Source organism: Colwellia chukchiensis (assembly GCF_002104455.1).
Classification (GTDB): domain Bacteria; phylum Pseudomonadota; class Gammaproteobacteria; order Enterobacterales; family Alteromonadaceae; genus Cognaticolwellia; species Cognaticolwellia chukchiensis.
This window is the reverse complement of record NZ_NBOC01000004.1, coordinates 165366-183585: the sequence shown is the minus strand read 5'-3', so window position 1 is coordinate 183585 and position 18220 is coordinate 165366. Positions and strand designations below refer to the sequence as shown.

At 41.3% G+C, this 18220-nt stretch carries 18 protein-coding genes; 10 read left to right on the top strand and 8 right to left on the bottom strand.

The genetic code is table 11. The features are described 5' to 3' along the window. Nucleotides 1–27: 27 nt before the first annotated feature. Nucleotides 28–333: a hypothetical protein gene (locus B6K83_RS07275; RefSeq protein WP_085284253.1), complete on the top strand. Its 306-nt coding sequence runs from the start codon at nt 28–30 to the stop codon at nt 331–333. Nucleotides 334–344: 11 nt separating this feature from the next. Here B6K83_RS07275 and syd read toward each other — a convergent pair whose 3' ends face one another. Then, nucleotides 345–914, bottom strand: a complete 570-nt coding sequence (gene syd, locus B6K83_RS07270; RefSeq protein ID WP_085284252.1) for a SecY-interacting protein — start codon at nt 912–914, stop codon at nt 345–347. A 74-nt stretch (nt 915–988) separates the two neighbouring features. Here syd and queF point away from each other — a divergent pair, with 74 nt between their 5' ends. The 7 genes from queF (at nt 989) to B6K83_RS07235 (ending at nt 8787) form a co-directional block, all read left to right on the top strand. Further along, the gene (gene queF / locus B6K83_RS07265) at nt 989–1840 is read left to right on the top strand and encodes an NADPH-dependent 7-cyano-7-deazaguanine reductase QueF (RefSeq protein ID WP_085284251.1); all 852 of its coding nucleotides are present in this window, start codon (nt 989–991) and stop codon (nt 1838–1840) included. Nucleotides 1841–2028: 188 nt separating this feature from the next. After that, nucleotides 2029–3663 carry a GGDEF domain-containing protein gene (locus tag B6K83_RS07260; RefSeq protein ID WP_085284250.1) on the top strand — a complete coding sequence of 545 codons (1635 nt, stop codon included), beginning with the start codon at nt 2029–2031 and terminating at the stop codon, nt 3661–3663. 24 nt (nt 3664–3687) lie between these two features. After that, nucleotides 3688–5034, top strand: coding sequence for a nucleotide 5'-monophosphate nucleosidase PpnN (ppnN, locus tag B6K83_RS07255; protein ID WP_085284249.1), 1347 nt, complete (start codon nt 3688–3690; stop codon nt 5032–5034). Between the two features lie 4 nt (nt 5035–5038). Beyond that, nucleotides 5039–5860 carry a flap endonuclease Xni gene (gene xni / locus B6K83_RS07250; RefSeq protein ID WP_085284248.1) on the top strand — a complete coding sequence of 274 codons (822 nt, stop codon included), beginning with the start codon at nt 5039–5041 and terminating at the stop codon, nt 5858–5860. A 214-nt stretch (nt 5861–6074) separates the two neighbouring features. Then, nucleotides 6075–6452 carry a DUF3192 domain-containing protein gene (locus tag B6K83_RS07245; RefSeq protein ID WP_085284247.1) on the top strand — a complete coding sequence of 126 codons (378 nt, stop codon included), beginning with the start codon at nt 6075–6077 and terminating at the stop codon, nt 6450–6452. Between the two features lie 274 nt (nt 6453–6726). Beyond that, a complete protein-coding gene (locus tag B6K83_RS07240) occupies nt 6727–7734 on the top strand; it encodes an isocitrate dehydrogenase (protein ID WP_085284246.1) in 1008 nt (335 codons plus the stop codon). 252 nt (nt 7735–7986) lie between these two features. Next, a complete protein-coding gene (locus B6K83_RS07235) occupies nt 7987–8787 on the top strand; it encodes a hypothetical protein (protein ID WP_085284245.1) in 801 nt (266 codons plus the stop codon). Nucleotides 8788–8882: 95 nt separating this feature from the next. Here the strand turns inward: B6K83_RS07235 and rlmM are convergent, their stop codons facing one another. The 4 genes from rlmM to B6K83_RS07215 are packed head-to-tail and all read right to left on the bottom strand — an operon-like array spanning nt 8883 to nt 11947. Further along, nucleotides 8883–9983, bottom strand: coding sequence for a 23S rRNA (cytidine(2498)-2'-O)-methyltransferase RlmM (gene rlmM, locus B6K83_RS07230; RefSeq protein ID WP_085284244.1), 1101 nt, complete (start codon nt 9981–9983; stop codon nt 8883–8885). Nucleotides 9984–9988: 5 nt separating this feature from the next. Next, complete coding sequence (locus tag B6K83_RS07225) at nt 9989–10390, bottom strand: DUF423 domain-containing protein (RefSeq protein ID WP_085284243.1); 402 nt, start codon at nt 10388–10390, stop codon at nt 9989–9991. Next, entirely contained in the window at nt 10368–11033 is a 666-nt protein-coding gene (locus B6K83_RS07220) for an alpha/beta family hydrolase (protein WP_085284242.1), read from the bottom strand. The genes B6K83_RS07225 and B6K83_RS07220 overlap by 23 nt, the downstream gene beginning before the upstream one ends. Continuing rightward, on the bottom strand, nt 11030–11947 hold the full coding sequence (locus B6K83_RS07215; protein ID WP_085284241.1) for a transcriptional regulator GcvA: 918 nt from the start codon (nt 11945–11947) through the stop codon (nt 11030–11032). The genes B6K83_RS07220 and B6K83_RS07215 overlap by 4 nt, the downstream gene beginning before the upstream one ends. A gap of 282 nt (nt 11948–12229) precedes the next feature. Between B6K83_RS07215 and B6K83_RS07210 the strand changes: the two genes are divergently transcribed. Beyond that, on the top strand, nt 12230–12496 hold the full coding sequence (locus tag B6K83_RS07210) for a hypothetical protein (RefSeq protein WP_085284240.1): 267 nt from the start codon (nt 12230–12232) through the stop codon (nt 12494–12496). Nucleotides 12497–12626: 130 nt separating this feature from the next. Here B6K83_RS07210 and tmpT read toward each other — a convergent pair whose 3' ends face one another. From tmpT to B6K83_RS07195, 3 genes are all read right to left on the bottom strand, one after another. Then, entirely contained in the window at nt 12627–13280 is a 654-nt protein-coding gene (gene tmpT / locus B6K83_RS07205) for a thiopurine S-methyltransferase (RefSeq protein ID WP_085284239.1), read from the bottom strand. A gap of 36 nt (nt 13281–13316) precedes the next feature. Next, the gene (gene sohB, locus B6K83_RS07200) at nt 13317–14366 is read right to left on the bottom strand and encodes a protease SohB (protein ID WP_085284238.1); all 1050 of its coding nucleotides are present in this window, start codon (nt 14364–14366) and stop codon (nt 13317–13319) included. Nucleotides 14367–14760: 394 nt separating this feature from the next. Further along, on the bottom strand, nt 14761–17166 hold the full coding sequence (locus tag B6K83_RS07195) for a VolA/Pla-1 family phospholipase (RefSeq protein ID WP_085284237.1): 2406 nt from the start codon (nt 17164–17166) through the stop codon (nt 14761–14763). 281 nt (nt 17167–17447) lie between these two features. Here B6K83_RS07195 and B6K83_RS07190 point away from each other — a divergent pair, with 281 nt between their 5' ends. Further along, nucleotides 17448–18185, top strand: coding sequence for a YciK family oxidoreductase (locus tag B6K83_RS07190; protein WP_085284329.1), 738 nt, complete (start codon nt 17448–17450; stop codon nt 18183–18185). Nucleotides 18186–18220 lie beyond the last annotated feature (35 nt).

Sequence of the window (18220 nt, the reverse complement as noted above, 5' to 3'; positions counted from 1 at the left end):
GCAACTTTTACATTTGAGTTATGCATTATGACTATATCTGCTGAAATTACCGTCATTGCCAATCGAATCGCCAATACAGGCAAAACCCCCAGCGTGGCACTGATTAAAAGCCAACTGAGTAAACCTGTACCTTTACCAACAATAATCGCTGTTTTAAAAACTTGGCAACATGATGCAGCCCATACCCAGCTGCACCACCCCATCAAAAGCGCCGTTGAGGAAGAGCACAAAGATAATGCCCAACTACAGCAACTTATTGCACAGGCCATTGCGCCACTGCAACAAGAAGTCGCTGAGTTAAAGAAATTAGTACAGCAATTAAGCAAGCAATAGCGTTTAAAGCGTTACGCTTTTGGCGGTATCCGTGGCGTTATCTGCTGTAAAAATTCAGCTAACGACTGCGCCAATTTTTTATGTGGCTCGCAACCCACTTTCTCAACCCATACCGCGCCATCATCGTTGGCGATTGAAAGAATATGGTCATCATCATCTGTGGTGGCAAAAAAAACCGTTAGCTTTTGCTTTAATTTGGTTTTCATTAAAATATGACCAATAATATTCTCTTGTAAACGGGCAAAGTCTTTTGAATTCCAAGCAAAAAGTAGCGATAAATCTCCGTGCTCACAGCTGGCATCTAAGCTATCGCAGTAAAGCGTGGTGAAATAAGTTTTAATATCATCATGAAGTGTCAACTCCAGTGCAGTTTCTACATTCGTAAAAGTTAACGGCTCGGTTACTTTAATGGGTTGCCATAAAGAATAAATTTCTTGATGTATACCCTGCTCACAAGGTGAAGGCCAGTCGGCTATTTTTTCTGTGATCGGTAAATGTTGAAACCTTAGCTGATATGCTTGCAGGTAATCTTGTGCAAAATGCCAGACCCGATCACTCAGGAAATTTTTTGATATTTTCATCTCACTTGAAAATCCTATAAAATAACGCCAACACCAAACAGTATTGATAAAACTAAAGAAGAAGCGACTCAACAATGAGCAGTTATTTAAATGCAAAAGCGTTAGCAAACTTAACGCTTGGCAAAGCCACCAGTTATTGCAGCCAATATAACCCAGAACTACTGCAAGCGGTACCTAGAAGTTTAAATAGAGACAGTTTAGGCCTAAGCGCAAATACTTTGCCCTTTATTGGCGAAGATGTTTGGTATGGCTATGAATTATCTTGGCTTAATAGCAAGGGGAAACCCGTTGTCGCAGTAGCGGAGTTTCGCTTCCCTTGTACTAGCCCAAATATCGTTGAGTCCAAATCATTTAAGCTATATTTAAATAGCTTTAACCAAACCCAATTTGCCTCGTGGCAACAGGTTGAAGAGGCCTTAACAACTGACTTATCAGCGACAGCAGGTGCTGCCGCAATCGTTAGCTTGTTTCCTGTCAACCAATGTCCGGCACTTGAGATTAGCGACGATCAGGCAGTCTGTATTGACGAGTTAGACATCGAAATTGATTGTTATCAGCTCAATCCAGCGCTTTTGGCCAACGCCAGCCACACACCAATAAAACAAGTACAAGAAAGCCTAGTTTGTCATCTGTTAAAATCAAACTGTTTAATTACCAATCAACCAGACTGGGCAAGCATTTACATCACCTATAGTGGCAATAAAATTTGTCATCACGCGTTATTAAAATACCTGATCTCATTTCGCCAACACAATGAATTTCATGAACAATGTGTAGAACGCATTTTTTGTGATCTACTGCGTTATTGCGAAATCGAACAACTCAGCGTGTTAGCGCGTTACACACGACGAGGAGGTTTAGATATCAACCCGTTTCGCAGCACTGAGACTGCACAAGCACCGAGCAAGCGCACATTAAGGCAATAACGCAAGTTATTGCTCACTTTCTAGGCGAATAAGTGATTGATGAGCGCTTATGCTAGCTTTTTACCGGCACCTCGTTATTATTAACGTATAGTTAAAGTAATGTATTGCCTTTGATTTTCTATCAAAAATTTCTGTTGTTGCTCGCAATTCGTTGATAACTGTTAGCATGTATTTAGGAACAATATTTAATGACCGATAAAGCTGTTTCGGATAAAGCCATTAGTCGTTTAAAAGCGCGCCTTGACCGTGCGGTCAGTGCTCGCGGCGAATTAGAGCAAGCGCTAAGCGCACAATCAGCCCTGTTAATCGGATTTATCACAAAATTATCACTCGCCTGCAGAGGCAAAGATCTATCATTAGATAACAAATTAGCAAAGCTTCGAGCAACATTAAAAAAATCTACGAATTTTTCTGATCTCGAACGCGAAATTGCAAGCATATCACCATTGTTACACCAACATATAGCGCAACAAGAGGTCGACTTAAAAGCCCTACAAGAAAACTTACTGTTGTCAGCACTTAGCGTGCAAAAGTCTCAAACCACAAATGCAGGCAGTCAGCGACAATTAAAACAGCTCATCGACAAAACCAAGCGAGGCGCTAGCTCATTAAATCAATACCTGCCTTTAATCAATGAGTTTATTTTATTTTTTCAAAATGCACTTTTGTCACTTCAAGCAGCATCAACATCGGCGTCTAGTGACAATGACAATAAAGTCACACCGGAAAATAATAATGCTGACGTAGCTGATAATTTAGGCAAAGCCTCAGGGAATAACCTTGATGTTATCACCAAAGAAACGCAGGAACGCTTTAACAGCATTCTCAATACCTTAGTTAACACCAGCAAACATAAAGCCGACATCAGCAAAGTAAAATCATCATTAACTGAGCAATTACCCACCCATAAATTGCTGACTAAATGTTTACACGTTTTTGACCTAGTACTTGACGAATTACAACAAGAGCGAGCGAGCGCAAAAGCATTTTTATCAACATTAAGCGAAGCCTTACACTCAGTTAATAGTTCGGTAACGTCTACCATCACCAGTATCAATGCCTCGAATACCGAACATGACGCGCTAAATCTTGAGTTAAAAACACACATTAAAACCATCAGTGATGACATTAATGGCACCAACTCACTGCTTGATATGAAAACCGGCGTTAATAACCATTTGCAAAGTATTGTTAAAACGCTAGCAAAAAAGAATCAACTAGAAGCCGAGCAGCGCCTCGCCTTAAACGACAAATTAAATAAAATGTCGGCACAAATAAGCCGGTTAGAGTCAGAAAGTGAAAGTTTTGAAAAACGTATTAAAGAGCAGCAAATTAAAAGCATGCAAGATGGCTTAACTAAATTAGCAAATCGTGCCGCTTTTGATGAGTTTTTTGCCATGCAAATGGTACATTATCATCACCAAAGTTTTGATTTGGCCATAACCGTAATAGATTTAGACGACTTTAAGCGCATAAATGACACCTACGGTCACAGTGCCGGTGATAAAACATTAAAAGCGATTGCTAAAACCCTGATGGATGTTATTGCTGAAGATGCCTTTATTTGTCGTTATGGCGGTGAAGAGTTTGTCTTGATATTTCAAGGTTTTGATAAAGTTACCGTCATTAATAAACTCAACATTTTGCGTAAAAAAGTAGCAAGTCTTCCTTTTACATTTAAAGGCAACCGAGTCAGCATTAGCCTTTCTTTAGGTGTCACCTTTGTGCAAGCAGGAGACAATATTCATTCTGCTTTTGAACGAGCAGACGCTGCACTTTACCGTGCAAAACACGATGGCAAAAATAGAGTCATTTACGGATAAAAATAACAATGAGGTAAATTAGCTATGCATACCCAAATTAATCCTGTAGGCAAAATGAATTTACTGTCACAGGCAGAGGTTGACCATCTGCAACAATCAGCAACCAGTGAGCTTTATAATCTTTATCGAAATTGCTCATTAGCGGTATTAAACGCTGGTAGCCACACGGATAATGCCGAAGATATTTACCAACAATTTCAACAATTTCAAATTCAAGTATTACGTCGCGAGCGAGGAGTCAAACTTGCCTTAGACAACCCACCTGAGCACGCTTTTGTCGATGGTGTCATCATTAAAGGTATTCAAGAGCACCTTTCCGCGGTTTTACGCGATATTCTCTTTATTGCTGATCGTTATCACCTGAATGACAAAGTGCCTGACAGTGCAACAAATATTACCTTTGATATTTTACGCAATGCCAATGCCATTATCCCCGACAGTTCTCCAAATTTAATTACCTGCTGGGGTGGGCACTCTATCAATTCTATTGAGTATCAATACACCAAAGAAGTGGGTTATCATTTGGGGTTAAGAGGCTTCAACATTTGTACAGGCTGCGGCCCTGGAGCCATGAAAGGCCCTATGAAAGGTGCAACATTTGGTCATGCCAAACAACGTATTGCTAATGGTCGTTATATCGGCTTAACTGAGCCTAGTATTATCGCCTCTGAGCCGCCCAACCCGATAGTCAATGAGCTGGTAATTATGCCAGATATAGAAAAGCGACTAGAAGCTTTTGTGCGTATGTCACACGGCATTATTATCTTTCCTGGTGGTGCTGGCACTGCAGAAGAGCTGCTGTATATTTTAGGTATTATGCTACATCCGAAAAACCAAGCGCAAAAACTACCGATATTTTTAACGGGACCAACAGAAAGTGCCGAATACTTTCAACAAATTGACAACTTTATCGGCGCAACACTCGGCGAGGAAGCACAGCAACTTTATACCATAATTATTGATGATGCCGAGCAAGTAGCAAAAGCAATTAAAGCCTCCACTGAAGAAGTTGTTAGACATCGTAAGTTTACCGGAGACTCCTATCACTTTAATTGGTCATTGGTTATTGAACCTGAGTTTCAGCAACCATTTGAACCTGATCACCATAATATGGCATCATTAAATTTACATTATAATCAAACAATTGCCTCATTAGCGGCTAACTTACGACGTGCATTCTCAGGTATAGTTGCAGGTAATGTTAAAGCAAGCGGCATTAAGGCAATTCGCGAACACGGCCCGTTCGTCATTAGTGGTGATGGTAAAATGATGGCATTAATGGATACGCTACTAGAATCGTTTGTCAAGCAACAGCGCATGAAATTGCCTGGCAGCGAGTATGTGCCTTGCTATCGTGTAATAGAAGGTTAATACGATGACACTACACGTGGTTCTAATTGACGCATTAAATTTGATCAGAAGAATTTATGCGGTACAAGAGCGACCGTTTTTACGCAATAACAGCTTGGCAGAAAACACCAAACAACAAGTGTTATTTAATACCGCTAACGCCTGTGAGCAAGCCTTAACAAAAATTTTAACAAAATTGCAGCCTAGTCATGCCTTGGCGGTATTTGACGCTCAAGCCCCATGTTGGCGTTACGAGGTTTATCCCGATTATAAAAAAGGCCGCAAAAAAATGCCTGAGCATTTGGCGGACAAACTGGTTGATATTCAAGATCGCTTTATGGCACATCACGTTGACTCTTTAGTTTCTGAAGCCGATGAAGCGGATGACTTGATCGCCACCTTGGCGGTTAAAGTAGCCTTGCGCAACCAAAATGTCACTATAGTGTCGACAGATAAATGCTTTTTATCTTTACTAAACCCGCATATTCAGGTCTATGACTATTTTAATCGGCGCTTTTTAGATCAAGATTACGTTATCAATAAGTTTAACGTCAAACCAGATAAGTTACTGGAACTGTGGACATTAACCGGTGATAACACCAATAAAATTCCTGGCGTTGCCGGCATTGGTCAAGTAACCGCAGCACAATTATTAAACCAATATGGCTCGATTAAAAGTATCTTGGCGGCTAGCGACTTAAAACAAAGTGTCCGTGACAAGTTAGCAGATCACGACGAGCAAATTACTTTAAGTCGAAAGTTACTGACCTTAAAGAACGATATTCCATTAGGTTTTAATTTAAAAGACATCAGATTACCTAGTGAAAATGCGCTTGCCAGCAGTTAACAATCTGGTAACATCAAGTCATTATGTCAGTCATGAATATGACCGAGCAAAAACCAAAACACCTAAGGTAAAACTTCCCTATGCAAGGCAGTGACAGTGTTTGTAACGTGCATTTCACTGCACCCGTACCTATAACAGGTGCTATCACCTTAGTAACACCAACCCACCACTAACAGTGACCCGAGATTTATTAAGAAAGAGCCAAGGATTAAAAGTGAATAAAAAAGTTATTGCTAGAATATTACTCGCGTTAGCAGCTTACGGTATCTTCGTCGCCTTAGTCGTTAACTTTTACGACGATAGCCCGGCTAAAATGCGCTGGGAAGATCGTGAAGCTTATAACCGACAGTTTATTGCTAAGCTAGAATTAAAAAAATTTAATTTTGATACTGCCATTAAAGAATTGGGCAGCCCCGATATTACCGAAGCAAAAATCGTTGACGATAATCGATACCAAGTCAGCTTTTATCGTACCCAGCATGTTAAATCTGATGGCATTACCACCCAAGATGAATGCACTGCCTTGTTATTTACCAATGGCGTGTTAACTGCGATAGGTAATACCGCTTATCAACAGTTCTTGTCATTATAAAATACCAATAAATTAGCACCATACACCAACATACGGCTGTTCAGTAATGCCAATGTATTTCAGGGGCTGTTAACTTATCGATACTTTACGACTAAAGTTTATCGCTAATTCATACTAACTGCTCCGATTAGTTGCTATAATTGCCGACATTAAATTAATCAATTGATAAATAGCAGTCTCAGATCAAACATATTGTTGGGCGATTGATATATAGTCCAGCAACAATGTCACATTGTGCTATTTAAACAAGTAATACTGAAAAGGTAAGAGAATAATGGCTAAACAAACAATCACAGTGATCCCAGGCGACGGCATAGGCCCAGATATCATAGACGCAACCATTAAAGTATTAGACAAAGCCGGTTGTGATTTTGACTATGAATATGCAGATGCGGGGCTAACCGCGTTAGAGAATCATGGCGATCTTGTGCCTGAATCAACTTTAGCCTTGATAAAGAAAAATAAAATCACCCTTAAAGGACCATTAACCACACCAGTCGGTGAAGGCTTTACCTCAATCAATGTCACGCTACGTAAACAATTTCAGCTTTATGCTAATGTGCGCCCTGTTTTATCTTTTAAAGGTACTAAAGCGCGCTATGACAACATTGATATCATTACCATCAGAGAAAACACTGAAGGCATGTACTCTGGCTTAGGACAAGTTGTCTCAGAAGATGGTCAACAAGCTGAGGCGATGAGCTTAATTACCCGAGAAGGTGCTGAGCGTATTGTAACTTTTGCGTATGAAACGGCCATTAAAGAAGGTCGAAAAAAAGTCACCGCGGTTCATAAAGCCAACATTCTTAAATCAACCTCAGGGTTGTTTTTAAATGTCGCTCGTGAAGTAGCTAAGCGTTACCCTCAAATTGAATCAACAGAGATGATAGTCGACAACTGTTGTATGCAGTTAGTCATGAACCCTGAGCAATTTGACGTCATAGTCACCACCAACTTATTTGGTGATATATTATCTGACCTATGTGCCGGTTTAGTGGGCGGTTTAGGTATGGCACCAGGCGCTAATATTGGTAAAGATTGTGCCATCTTTGAAGCCGTTCATGGCAGTGCTCCCGATATTGCTGGTAAAAATTTGGCCAACCCCACTTCGGTAATTTTAGCAGCAATTCAAATGCTTGAATATTTAGGTATGGCTGACAAAGCCGATAACATTCGTCGCGCTATTACTGAAGTGATTGAATCAGGCGATAGAACCACGCGTGATCTCGGCGGTAGCCATGGCACCACAGACTTTACTCAAGCGGTGTTAGAACGCTTATAACCATATCCGCCTGTCCACAACAACCAAGTCACTCGGCTTGGTTGTTGTCGTTTATTAGCAGCAACTTTTCTCTATTCGCCTTTTTGTAAAGCCACGCTATACTCATTAATGATTTTTGCTAGCTAAGCTTTACACCTTTTCATTGTGCTAAAGTGCAGTAGCAGCCGACTACCTCAAGGACGAAAGTAGTTGTCATGCTGATGTAACACTAAGCTGACTCTACTTATTAAATAATGAATAAAAGGACTTATTATGAACTGCAGCTACCCCAAATTTGCTTGCGCTTTACTATGCTCAATTTTTACTACCTGTAGCCAAGCGGCACTGATCAGTTATCAATTACTGACGCCAGACAACTATACTCAAGTGAATTATACCAATCCCTTTAAGCAGGCTTTTTCAAGTGCTGAAGATGGCTTTCAAATATATCAACGACAACGGACAAGCACAATTCCGCAAGCATTAATAGATGACACCATGACTAAGAGCGCTGATCGCCTAGGCGTGATCAAAAGTACCAATAATCACGATTTCTTCGGTATTGTCGATACCATTAACCAAGACAACCCTAGCGGCGCTGTTAACGCATACTGGCAGCTCGATATTTCGACGCTTTCCTCACTCGCCCTTGTCATGGATATAGCCGCCATGGGCGACTTTGAAAGCAGTGACTATTTTTTGTGGCGCTATCGCATTGATAATGGTGGCTATACCGTTTTATTTCAGGGGCAAAGTGATGAAGATGGTGTGGCGCAATACCAATTAGAGGATAACAGTTGGCAGATACTAAATGACCCTATGACAGTAAACTCAAAAGCACTTAATAATGTATTTCAAACATTCAGTACTGACATTCTAGCGACCGGCAATCAAATGACGCTTGAGTTAATTGCTAGCAGCAATGGTGGCAGTGAAGCTGTTGCTTTTCAAAAAATCGCCATTCAAGGTCAAGCTAAAAGCGTTGCGGTCAATGAGCCCAAAACCTATTTTTTATTGCTACTTGCCGTGATTTGGCTCTGTGTCATGCGCTCAAAAAATATCGCCTTAAAATAGGCACAGTGGAGAATATAGTTAAGCTAATATTTATTAGTTATTAAGAGTGCAGATATTACGCTTCTAATCTGCACTCTTTGCTACTAATCAGGCGCTTATGATTTGCGTTCGTCAAGGGTTACAGGTGGCGGCGAAAGTAACCTTGCATGTACCGTCACTTCTTCACGATCATAATATAAATGTTTAGCATACAGCTCATATTTTACTTTGTGCGCTGAAAAGGCATCTTTGATGGTTTGTAAGTCGTCAACAACTTGCTGGTAACGCCCTTTCATCGGTAATTTCAAGTTAAAAATAGCTTCTTGGCATTGCCCTTTTAGCAGCCACTCGCTCATAAGTTTGGCGACACGCTGAGGTTTTTCAATCATGTCGCAAACAAGCCAGTATACGTTTTGCTTTTGTGGTACATATTTAAAGCCATCCATAGTACGGTGCTTTACTTGCCCTGTCGCCATTAAAGACTCTGCCATAGGCCCATTATCAACAGAAGTAACCATCATGCCACGACGCACCAACTGATAGGTCCAGCCGCCAGGTGCGGCACCTAAATCAACAGCATTCATGCCTGAGGTTAAGCGTGTTTCCCATTCATTTCGTGGAATAAAGTGTAAAAAAGCTTCATCAAGTTTCAAAGTAGAGCGACTTGGTGCTGCACTTGGGAATTTTAAACGGGGAATCCCCATGACATGTGGCGAGGTGTTACGCGCAAGTGAGTAGCCCATAATCACTTCCTTGCCAGATAAAAACAGTGCATGCAAAACAGCGCCGTCTTTATCACCTTTTTCAGTTAATATTTTCTCTTTTCTTAACCCTTGTCGCAGCGGTACGGCCAGTTTACGGCAAAACTTAGACAACTCTTTGCCATCGTTTGTGTCTGGCGTTTCCATACGCAAATCAGCATACTGCCACTCATTGCCTAAGGCCTGACAAATAGTTTCAACACGGTTGTAGTCTGGTAAGTCAATTTTTTCGGTGACGGTGACAAACCATTGACGAGCGAAAATCAGCCGACGTAATGGAATTTTTTCCATTAGCACTTCACCTTCCTCGGCATTGTTAAGATGAAAGTACACCACGCCTTGATTTTTTGTTAATTGCAAATAGCCATAAACTTCATTCCATGAAGCTTTTTCTTGAATTTCTGCACCGCATTCTTTTTCAAAACCGGGGCGACAATATAATACTATGCTAGTCATTTTGATTAATTACCTAACTTATGATCAAACATTTTAGTACCTGCAAATCCAAGCAAAAGCCATGCAAGTGCAAATGACAGGCCGCCAAACGGCGCCAACTTTCCAACACTCAAAACATCAAATAATGTTTTGATATACAAGCTACCACTAAAAGCGACAATGCCAACCGCAAATAACATACCTGCCGCTATAATTAACATCTGCTTGCGCAGCGTAAATAATGTAATGCATAGTAACAAAGCCAAGGTATGAAAAAATTGATACGTTAAGGCGCTCATGAGACGTTCTTGTGACGCCAAAGGTAGTGATTGCCCACCATGGGCTAACCAAGCGCCGAATAATACCGAAAAACAGCCACTGATACCAACAAATATCATCAGTAATTTAGCAAGGTAAATTGATTTCATCGATAAAGCTCCTCATTGTCGCAACAGCCGCCGCTTGATGCTGTGCTAAGGTAAAGCCAGACTTAACTCTTGGCTTTAAGTCATGATCGCCATCGGCAAAATAATGCAAACGACACAGTTGGTTTAATTGATATTGGCTAATTTCATTTTCACACCCTAACGCGTCGCGTTGTCCTTGTAATATCAACACGGGTAGCTGTGTGTCTTGCAAAGGCGCTAAACGTAAATTTTCAGGCTTTTTGATCGGGTGAAACGGGTAACCTAAACAGATAACACCGCGCAGCTGTTTAGCATCAATTAGGTTTTTATCACTCGCCAGCGTTGCGGCAACACGTCCTCCCATCGATTTGCCAGCGATATAAAGCGGTAACTGTGTATCTATGCCCTCTAAAACTGTTTGATAACAATCAATAAGCGCCGGCATTCGGTCAGGCGGACGTCGCTTGCCGTCAAGCCGGCGTTTATCCATATACGGAAAATTAAAACGCAATACCGCAAGCTGCTGTGCATTCATCAAGCTAACCAGTGCATCTAAATAGCCGTGGTGCATATCAGCACCTGCGCCATGCGCAAATACCACCATAGCTTTGGCATTTTCAACATTATCTAGTTGGCTAGTTATGGTGCTGGCTCTTTCTTTCATATGATGTTCTCTTCATCAATTAGCGACTGCTCATCTGCGACGGTTTGCAATACCCACTCCCTAAAGGCAGCGATTTTACCGATTTCTAACTGCTGCTCTCTACAAACAATATAGTAAGAGTTTTTACTCACTAACACCTCTTTAAACGGGCAAACTAATCGGCCAGCATCAATATCAGGCTTAGCTAAAACACTGTGTGCTAAGGCTACACCTTGGCCATGTATTGCCGCTTGCAACACCATCGCCGAATGGCTAAAAATAGGCCCATGATTTACATTGCTGGCTTTTGCATCTACAAATTTAAACCAACGTTTCCAGTCACGTCTTGAAGTATCATGCAATAGTGTGTGCCCAGCTAAGTCACTTATCTTAGCTAAAGGTTTTTTACCGGTTAATAACAACGGTGAGCAGACAGGAATTAAATATTCGGTATGCAATTGCTCAGCGTGAATGCCACTCCAACGCCCGCGACCATAATATATTGCCAAGTCAACATCTTCAGTTAGTGAGTTTTCTGGTTGGTCAACGGCTTTAATCCGAACATCAATATCAGGATGAACTAAATTAAAGCTATTTAACCTTGGCACTAACCATTGAATGGCAAAGCTTGGTTGCATACTCACTGTTATTGCGCCTTTTTCACCCCGCGCTAATAGTTTTTCAGTTGCTTCATGTAAGTTATTAAAAATATCTTTAATATCGAGATAATAGGATTGGCCATCTTCTGTTAGCAACAAGGCGCGATTTTTACGCATAAATAACTTTATGCCTAAATGATCTTCCAACGCTTTTATTTGGTGACTAATTGCCGCTTGAGTGACGAATAATTCTTCAGCTGCCCGGGTAAAGCTCAATTGCCTCGCTGAAGCTTCAAAAGCCCTAATAGCGTTTAATGGCGGGAGTCTCTTAGCCATTAGCCACCTGTAAAACCAAGAAATTAAAAAGATAAAGTTGCATAATTCACCATATTATTCACATAATCATGTCGGATTAGTTTTTCTAATGAATGACATTATAATTTGTCATTTTAAAAGTTGCCAGCATTAACGTAATATACTCGACATAGATGAAGGACTTCATCTTTATCCCGAATTGATTGGGCAAAATCAAACAAGCCCCCAACCCTTGTTTGTAAGCAGAAAGAAAGAGTCCCAAAACATCTATACGGACTATTGACGTTTTATTACAGGTGACTTATGAACAACATTTTAAAATTAACAGTGGCAGCGATGTTCGCTCTCATTGCTGGTAACAGCCAAGCAACTCAACTCGTTAAAGTACAAGCCATTGACGCGGTTGAATTAGTAGAAATAACCAAGCAACATTTAGCACAATCAATCAAATTAAATACCGTAGCGCTCAACCCTATCGAAAAAACGGCGCGTGCTCAAGTCGCCATGAATCGCGGCCAGTTTGAGAAGACACCGAATCGTGTTGAAAAAATGACAAGATTAGCGGAATAACAGCGCTATAGCGGTAAAAATAATTAATTTCTCTAGAATTAATGACAAAAAAGGTGCCAAGAGCACCTTTTTTGTTATCTTAAAAATGTGACGTGATTTTGCTTTTTATTGAAGCTTGAACGCCAAGTAATTAGTTTTTCCAACTTATTATGTAAAGTTTTTCAATCAAGTAATCAACATCAAAGCGACGTTGTGCAAATTGCTTGTTTTCTAGCTCCCGCTCTGCAATACAGGCAACGTTAAAGCCAGTAAACAAATGCGCTACATCGGCGTTATTAACGGCAAACGGGGGGCCGGTTAACTGTTCAGTCGGAAACTCTAGCGTTAGTAAAAACAAGCGCGTACTTGGCTTAAAAAATTGTTTCAAATGTTCAACATAGCTTTGCTGCATGGCTAAGGGGAGTGCAATTAATGCTGCCCGATCATAAATCCAATCAACCGGCGCAACGTGCTCGCTGGTCAATTGGAAAAAGTCCCCTTGCCACAAGGTTAGCTTATCCGCATCAAAGCGCTTAAATGGCGCGACTTTGGCTTGCTGATAGGCTACCTGGTGCTCGCTAAAAAAATCACGACAGGCTATTTCACTTAGTTCACTGCCTGTTACTTGAAAAAACTGCGCTAAATAAGCCATATCGCTGCTTTTACCACATAAAGGTACAAAAACATGTTGGTCGGTTGCTAGACGCAGCTTCTCAAAATATTGCGGTAAAAATGGGTGTACGCTTGCTTGGTGAAATCCCAAGCTATTGCGCTCCCAACAACTATGCCAAAAACTATTTTCCATAATCTTAACTTAATGCCTGGTTATGCATCGATTTCATTAGCTTGGAAAAATTCGATTATTTTGCCAAACTTTACTGAGTAAAGTTTCAAATGACAGCGAAGCAGCTTTTGACAGTTTTTCCGCAAGCCCCTTTTTTGTCGCATATTTAATTTGTATTATTTTGTGTGACTTAGCGCGAGTTTGCAGGTAATCATCACTGGTTTGCAGCTCATCAACTAAACCTAAGTCTTTTGCTTGCGTGCCAAACCAATGCTCCCCCGTTGCAACACTGCTAATATCGAGGCTAGGACGATGTGCTGTAACAAAATTTTTAAATAATGTGTGGGTGGTTTCTAGCTCTTCAGTAAACTTTTCTCGCCCTTTATCAGTATTTTCACCAAACATAGTGACCGTACGTTTAAATTCACCAGCAGTAAATTGTTCAAAGTCTACGTTATTTTTCTTTAACAGTTTATTGAAGTTAGGTACTTGAGCAATAACGCCAATTGAGCCAATAATAGCAAAAGGTGCCGACACTATTTTATTGGCAACACAGGCCATCATATACCCACCACTGGCGGCAACCTTATCTACTGATGCCGTTAGTGGAATATTATGCTGGCGCACGCGATCCAGTTGCGATGAAGCCAACCCATAACCATGTACCATACCGCCGCCACTTTCTAGGCGCACCAAGACTTCATCACTTGGCGTGGCCACGGTTAAAATGGCGCTGATCTCTTCACGCAACGAGCTGACTTCTTTTGCATCGATACTGCCATTAAAGTCGACCACAAATAAACGTGGCAATTCGGTGCTGTCTTTACTGTCGGTTTTGCCCGCTTTCTTTGCGGCTTTTGCTTCTTCTTTGGCCGTTTTTTTATCTTGCTTTTCTTTTTCTTTTAATGCTTCTTTACTCAGTAGATGTTGACTGATCTCTTCTTCAACATCTTTAAATTGCTCTGACAAGTCAGTGATCTCTAATTCGCCTTTTTTACTGCCCTGTTTGATCGCCGATGACGCTATGGCAATAATAATTGCAATAACGGCGACGACAAAGGTAATAGTTTTCGCTAAAAATAGTCCGTACTCGTACAAAAATTCCAATGTTTTCTCCTAATCGATATTTCCTCGCGCTGAATTTGCCACATTGGCACGCGATTCACTATCATAATGTTCAATAATTTTATTTAAAGTTAGTTTTGATATGGGGTAAGTTACTGCATTATAAAACCTTATCGTTAAAGATAAACCTCTTATAGTCAATACCAGGTAAACTCCCCATTCCTAGCACAGATATTTGGTAAGATTAATGTTTTATATTATGTCAGGCAACGCTTTACCTTTAGGGTCTATTGATCATTCAGGGTTAACGTTTATTCCATTTACAACAGATTTAATCACGGCGCAAGCTTTAAAATATAGTTAAGCTATTAAAAAAACGAGCAATAAAAAAAAAGCCCTCAAATTGAGGGCTTAGTTAATAACTCGCGTGCTGGTTTTACTTTACTACAGCACTATCTGTTACTTTGATCAATTGTCCCATGCTGGCAAAGAAAGTAGCGACTTGCGTTTGCATTTCTTGCGTTGCACGTGCACTTAGCGCAGCGTCAGGTGACGTTGCATTTGGACGTGGATCTAAGATTGAGCTGTGATGGCCGTTAATAAAACGAACAATACCTGAGCCTTGAGTGGTTTCACTTACGCCGGCTAAACCCAGTAAACGGGCAATGGGCTCTGTGCCACCCATAGGAGTAAATGGCGCAGTATTAGTAACGACTTGGTCAGCAAGGTTTTCCGCACCATCGCCAACCACTTCAATTAAATGTGTTGGTGTTTGAGTTGCGGCTAATGTTTGCACATAAGCGATAGGGTCACCTGAATCAGTTACCGTTTGAGCAGCAAAAGTAAATTGAGCAAAGCCGGCATCTAAAGTAGCTTTTTGTTCTGCAGTTAAGCTGTCGTAAAACGCAAAGTAGAAAGCACTTAATTGCTCTTGGCTATAATCTGTCGGTAGATTTTGCGCCACGGCTGCAGCAAATTCTGGCGATAACTCTAACGTTAAGTTTGATTTTGCTAGTCCTTCAAATGCTGGTGAACTCATACCAAAGTTAGCTAACATTAATCCTGGCATCGCTAATGACGTGCTGGCGATGTTAAATAAACCATCAACCTGTTCGTTTAGTGGCGTATTCGCTAAGCCAACCGCATTAATACCATAGATACCACCTAAAGAGTGACCTAAAAGGTGCACTTGGCTGGGGTCAATTTTTATCGAGTTACCGTCGCTGTCCACACCCGCTAAAAAGTTCATGCCTAAACGCAAGCCTAGTAAATCAGCGGTACTCTGGCGCGTATTATCGCGCATGGTTAACATGCTTTTTAAATTAACATAATGTAGTGTCGATATTTCGCTAGTATTAATCTCGTCAGTACCATCACCGTTTAGGTCAAAACCACGGCTGCCATGTAGTGGTTGGTCAATGGCGATTGTGGCGATACCATATAACGACAATAAGCCGGTAATTGGCAACATTTGCTCTTTAGTTGAGGTAACGCCATGCACTAACATTGCAACCGGCCAACCGTTTTCAGGCTCTGCTAATGCGGGTAAGTTCATGCTAGCACGCACCGCATTGGCCACCGCAATATCAGGCGTGGTCATTTGCACATCAATTGGCATCATGGCGCTAGTTGCGGGAATGGGGTTGAACTTGGTTAAGTTGCGCTCGGTATCAATGGCTGCAACTGAGCTTAAATCGCGTAAACCAAAGTTCATACAAAAACCATCATTTTCATCTAATGGTCCTGGCGGTATCGCCGCTGGGTTTGCCGCCGCTAAGCCGGCCAAAGTAGCGCCAGAATCACAACGGGCACGCCACCAGTCGTTAACCGGTGCTAACGGATTTTCAGCGGATGGCACAGCGGAATAATAAGGTAATGTAATTGAGCCGCGCAGGTAATTGGCGGCAGAATATAAAGGTATTAACTCGGCAGGAATTCGATCGCCTAAAACATTGGCCACTGACATGCCGGTATCGGCAATACCAATCGCAGGAATACCTTGCTGCGCATTTGCCAGCATTTGTGGCACACCTGCCGCCATAAGCGACTTAACAGTAGATAAAACTCGACTTGTTGATTGTGTCGTCATTGCAGCACTATATATAATGCTATCTTTATCAACACCCGCGCCAACAACAGCGGCTTCATAACTATTAATCACCCCTTGCAATTGCAGCTGTGATTCATTACCTAAGGGTAAAGTGTTGATATCTTGGCGTACTAATTCATAAGTTGATGAGGCAGCAACAGCTTTACCGTTACTATCACGAAGGTTGTTTGTCATTACCACAAGGTAGCTAGTTTCGGGTTTTAATGGTTGAGTCGGCACTACCACAACATTATCACCTGACTTTTGCGTGACAAAGTGTTGACCAAAAACAAGTTCACCAACAATTTTACAGGCTAAGCCGCGCGTAACGCTTGCACATTCCTCATCATTTAGGTCTCCGCCCATAACGGTTTCGAAAATGCGGACCGATGCTGGTTCAGAGGCAGTGTCGGCATTTAAAGAGCTACCGGCGGGAAATTCAATTGCTAGCGTAAACGGTTGTGAAATAGACCAGCCATCAAGCGCACTGATAGCTACAAAGGGATCAGAGCCATCCGTAGGGTCAGCCACTGGTATTTCTAAGGTGCCATCTTGGGTGCCAGAGAAAATTAGATCATTCGGAATAGAAAGTCCCGCAGCACCAGCACTAGGGTCAAACTTAACACGCGCACTTGCGGTAACTGCAGAATCATTTTCAATAACATTGTTTTCAACATCTTTTATGGTTTCGTCATCACAAGCACTTAAACCTAATGTGCTGGCAATGGCGAGACTCAGTACTAGCTTCTTCATTTTATCTCCCCACAGGCTAATCTTTATTTATATACTCAATAATTTTCAAAAGCATATATTTATTATCTTTTTACTTTTAGCGTTGATTTTTATACTTATCCTAGCATGAATTTCAACTTGTTCGACCAGTCAAACTTAACTCAAGAATACAACAAGTGCTAGTGATATTTTGATTTATTGTCTGTTTTTATTATTCAAGGTCAGTTTCCTGCCAAAAACACTCGTCAGCCAAGTGGCAAAAGTAGTAGAATTACTCACAAACTTTTTCAATGAATATTCCTATGTTTGACTACACAATAAAGCCACAAATTTTATCGAAGAAAGTGATCTTAGTGACAGGCGCTGGTGCGGGTATCGGCCGCCAAGCAGCCCTAACCTACGCGGAATTAGGTGCCACGGTTATTTTATTGGGCAAAACAGTTGCAAAACTAGAAAGTGTTTATGATGAGATAGTCGCTAAAGGCTACGCTGAGCCAGCCATAGTGCCGTTAGACTTAAAAGGCGCAACTAAGCAAAATTATACGGACATGGCGTCTACTATCGCCAGCCAGTTTGGCAAATTAGATGGTGCCTTGCTTAATGCATCGATGTTGGGCGAGTTAACGCCTTTTCATCAAATTCACCAACAAATATGGCAAGATGTCATGCAAGTTAACGTCAACGCACAATTTTTGCTTGCTCAAGCACTATTGCCCGTGATGTTAAAAGCAGACAATGCTTCACTGGTATTCACGTCTTCTGGTGTCGGTAACAAAGGAAAAGCCTACTGGGGGCCTTATAGTGTTTCAAAATTTGCCACCGAAGGTATGATGCAAGTTATCGCAGATGAGTATGACAATAGCCCACTTAGAGCCAATGCCATTAATCCTGGTGCTACCAATACTACGATGCGTGCTAGTGCCTACCCAGCGGAAGATAAAACAACACTTGCCACGCCAGAAGAGATAATGCCACTCTATGTTTATTTAATGTCTGATGACAGTAAAGAAGTAAATGGCCAAAGAATAAACGCGCAGTAGCGCTTTTAAAAACCGCAAACAAAAAGACCAACAAG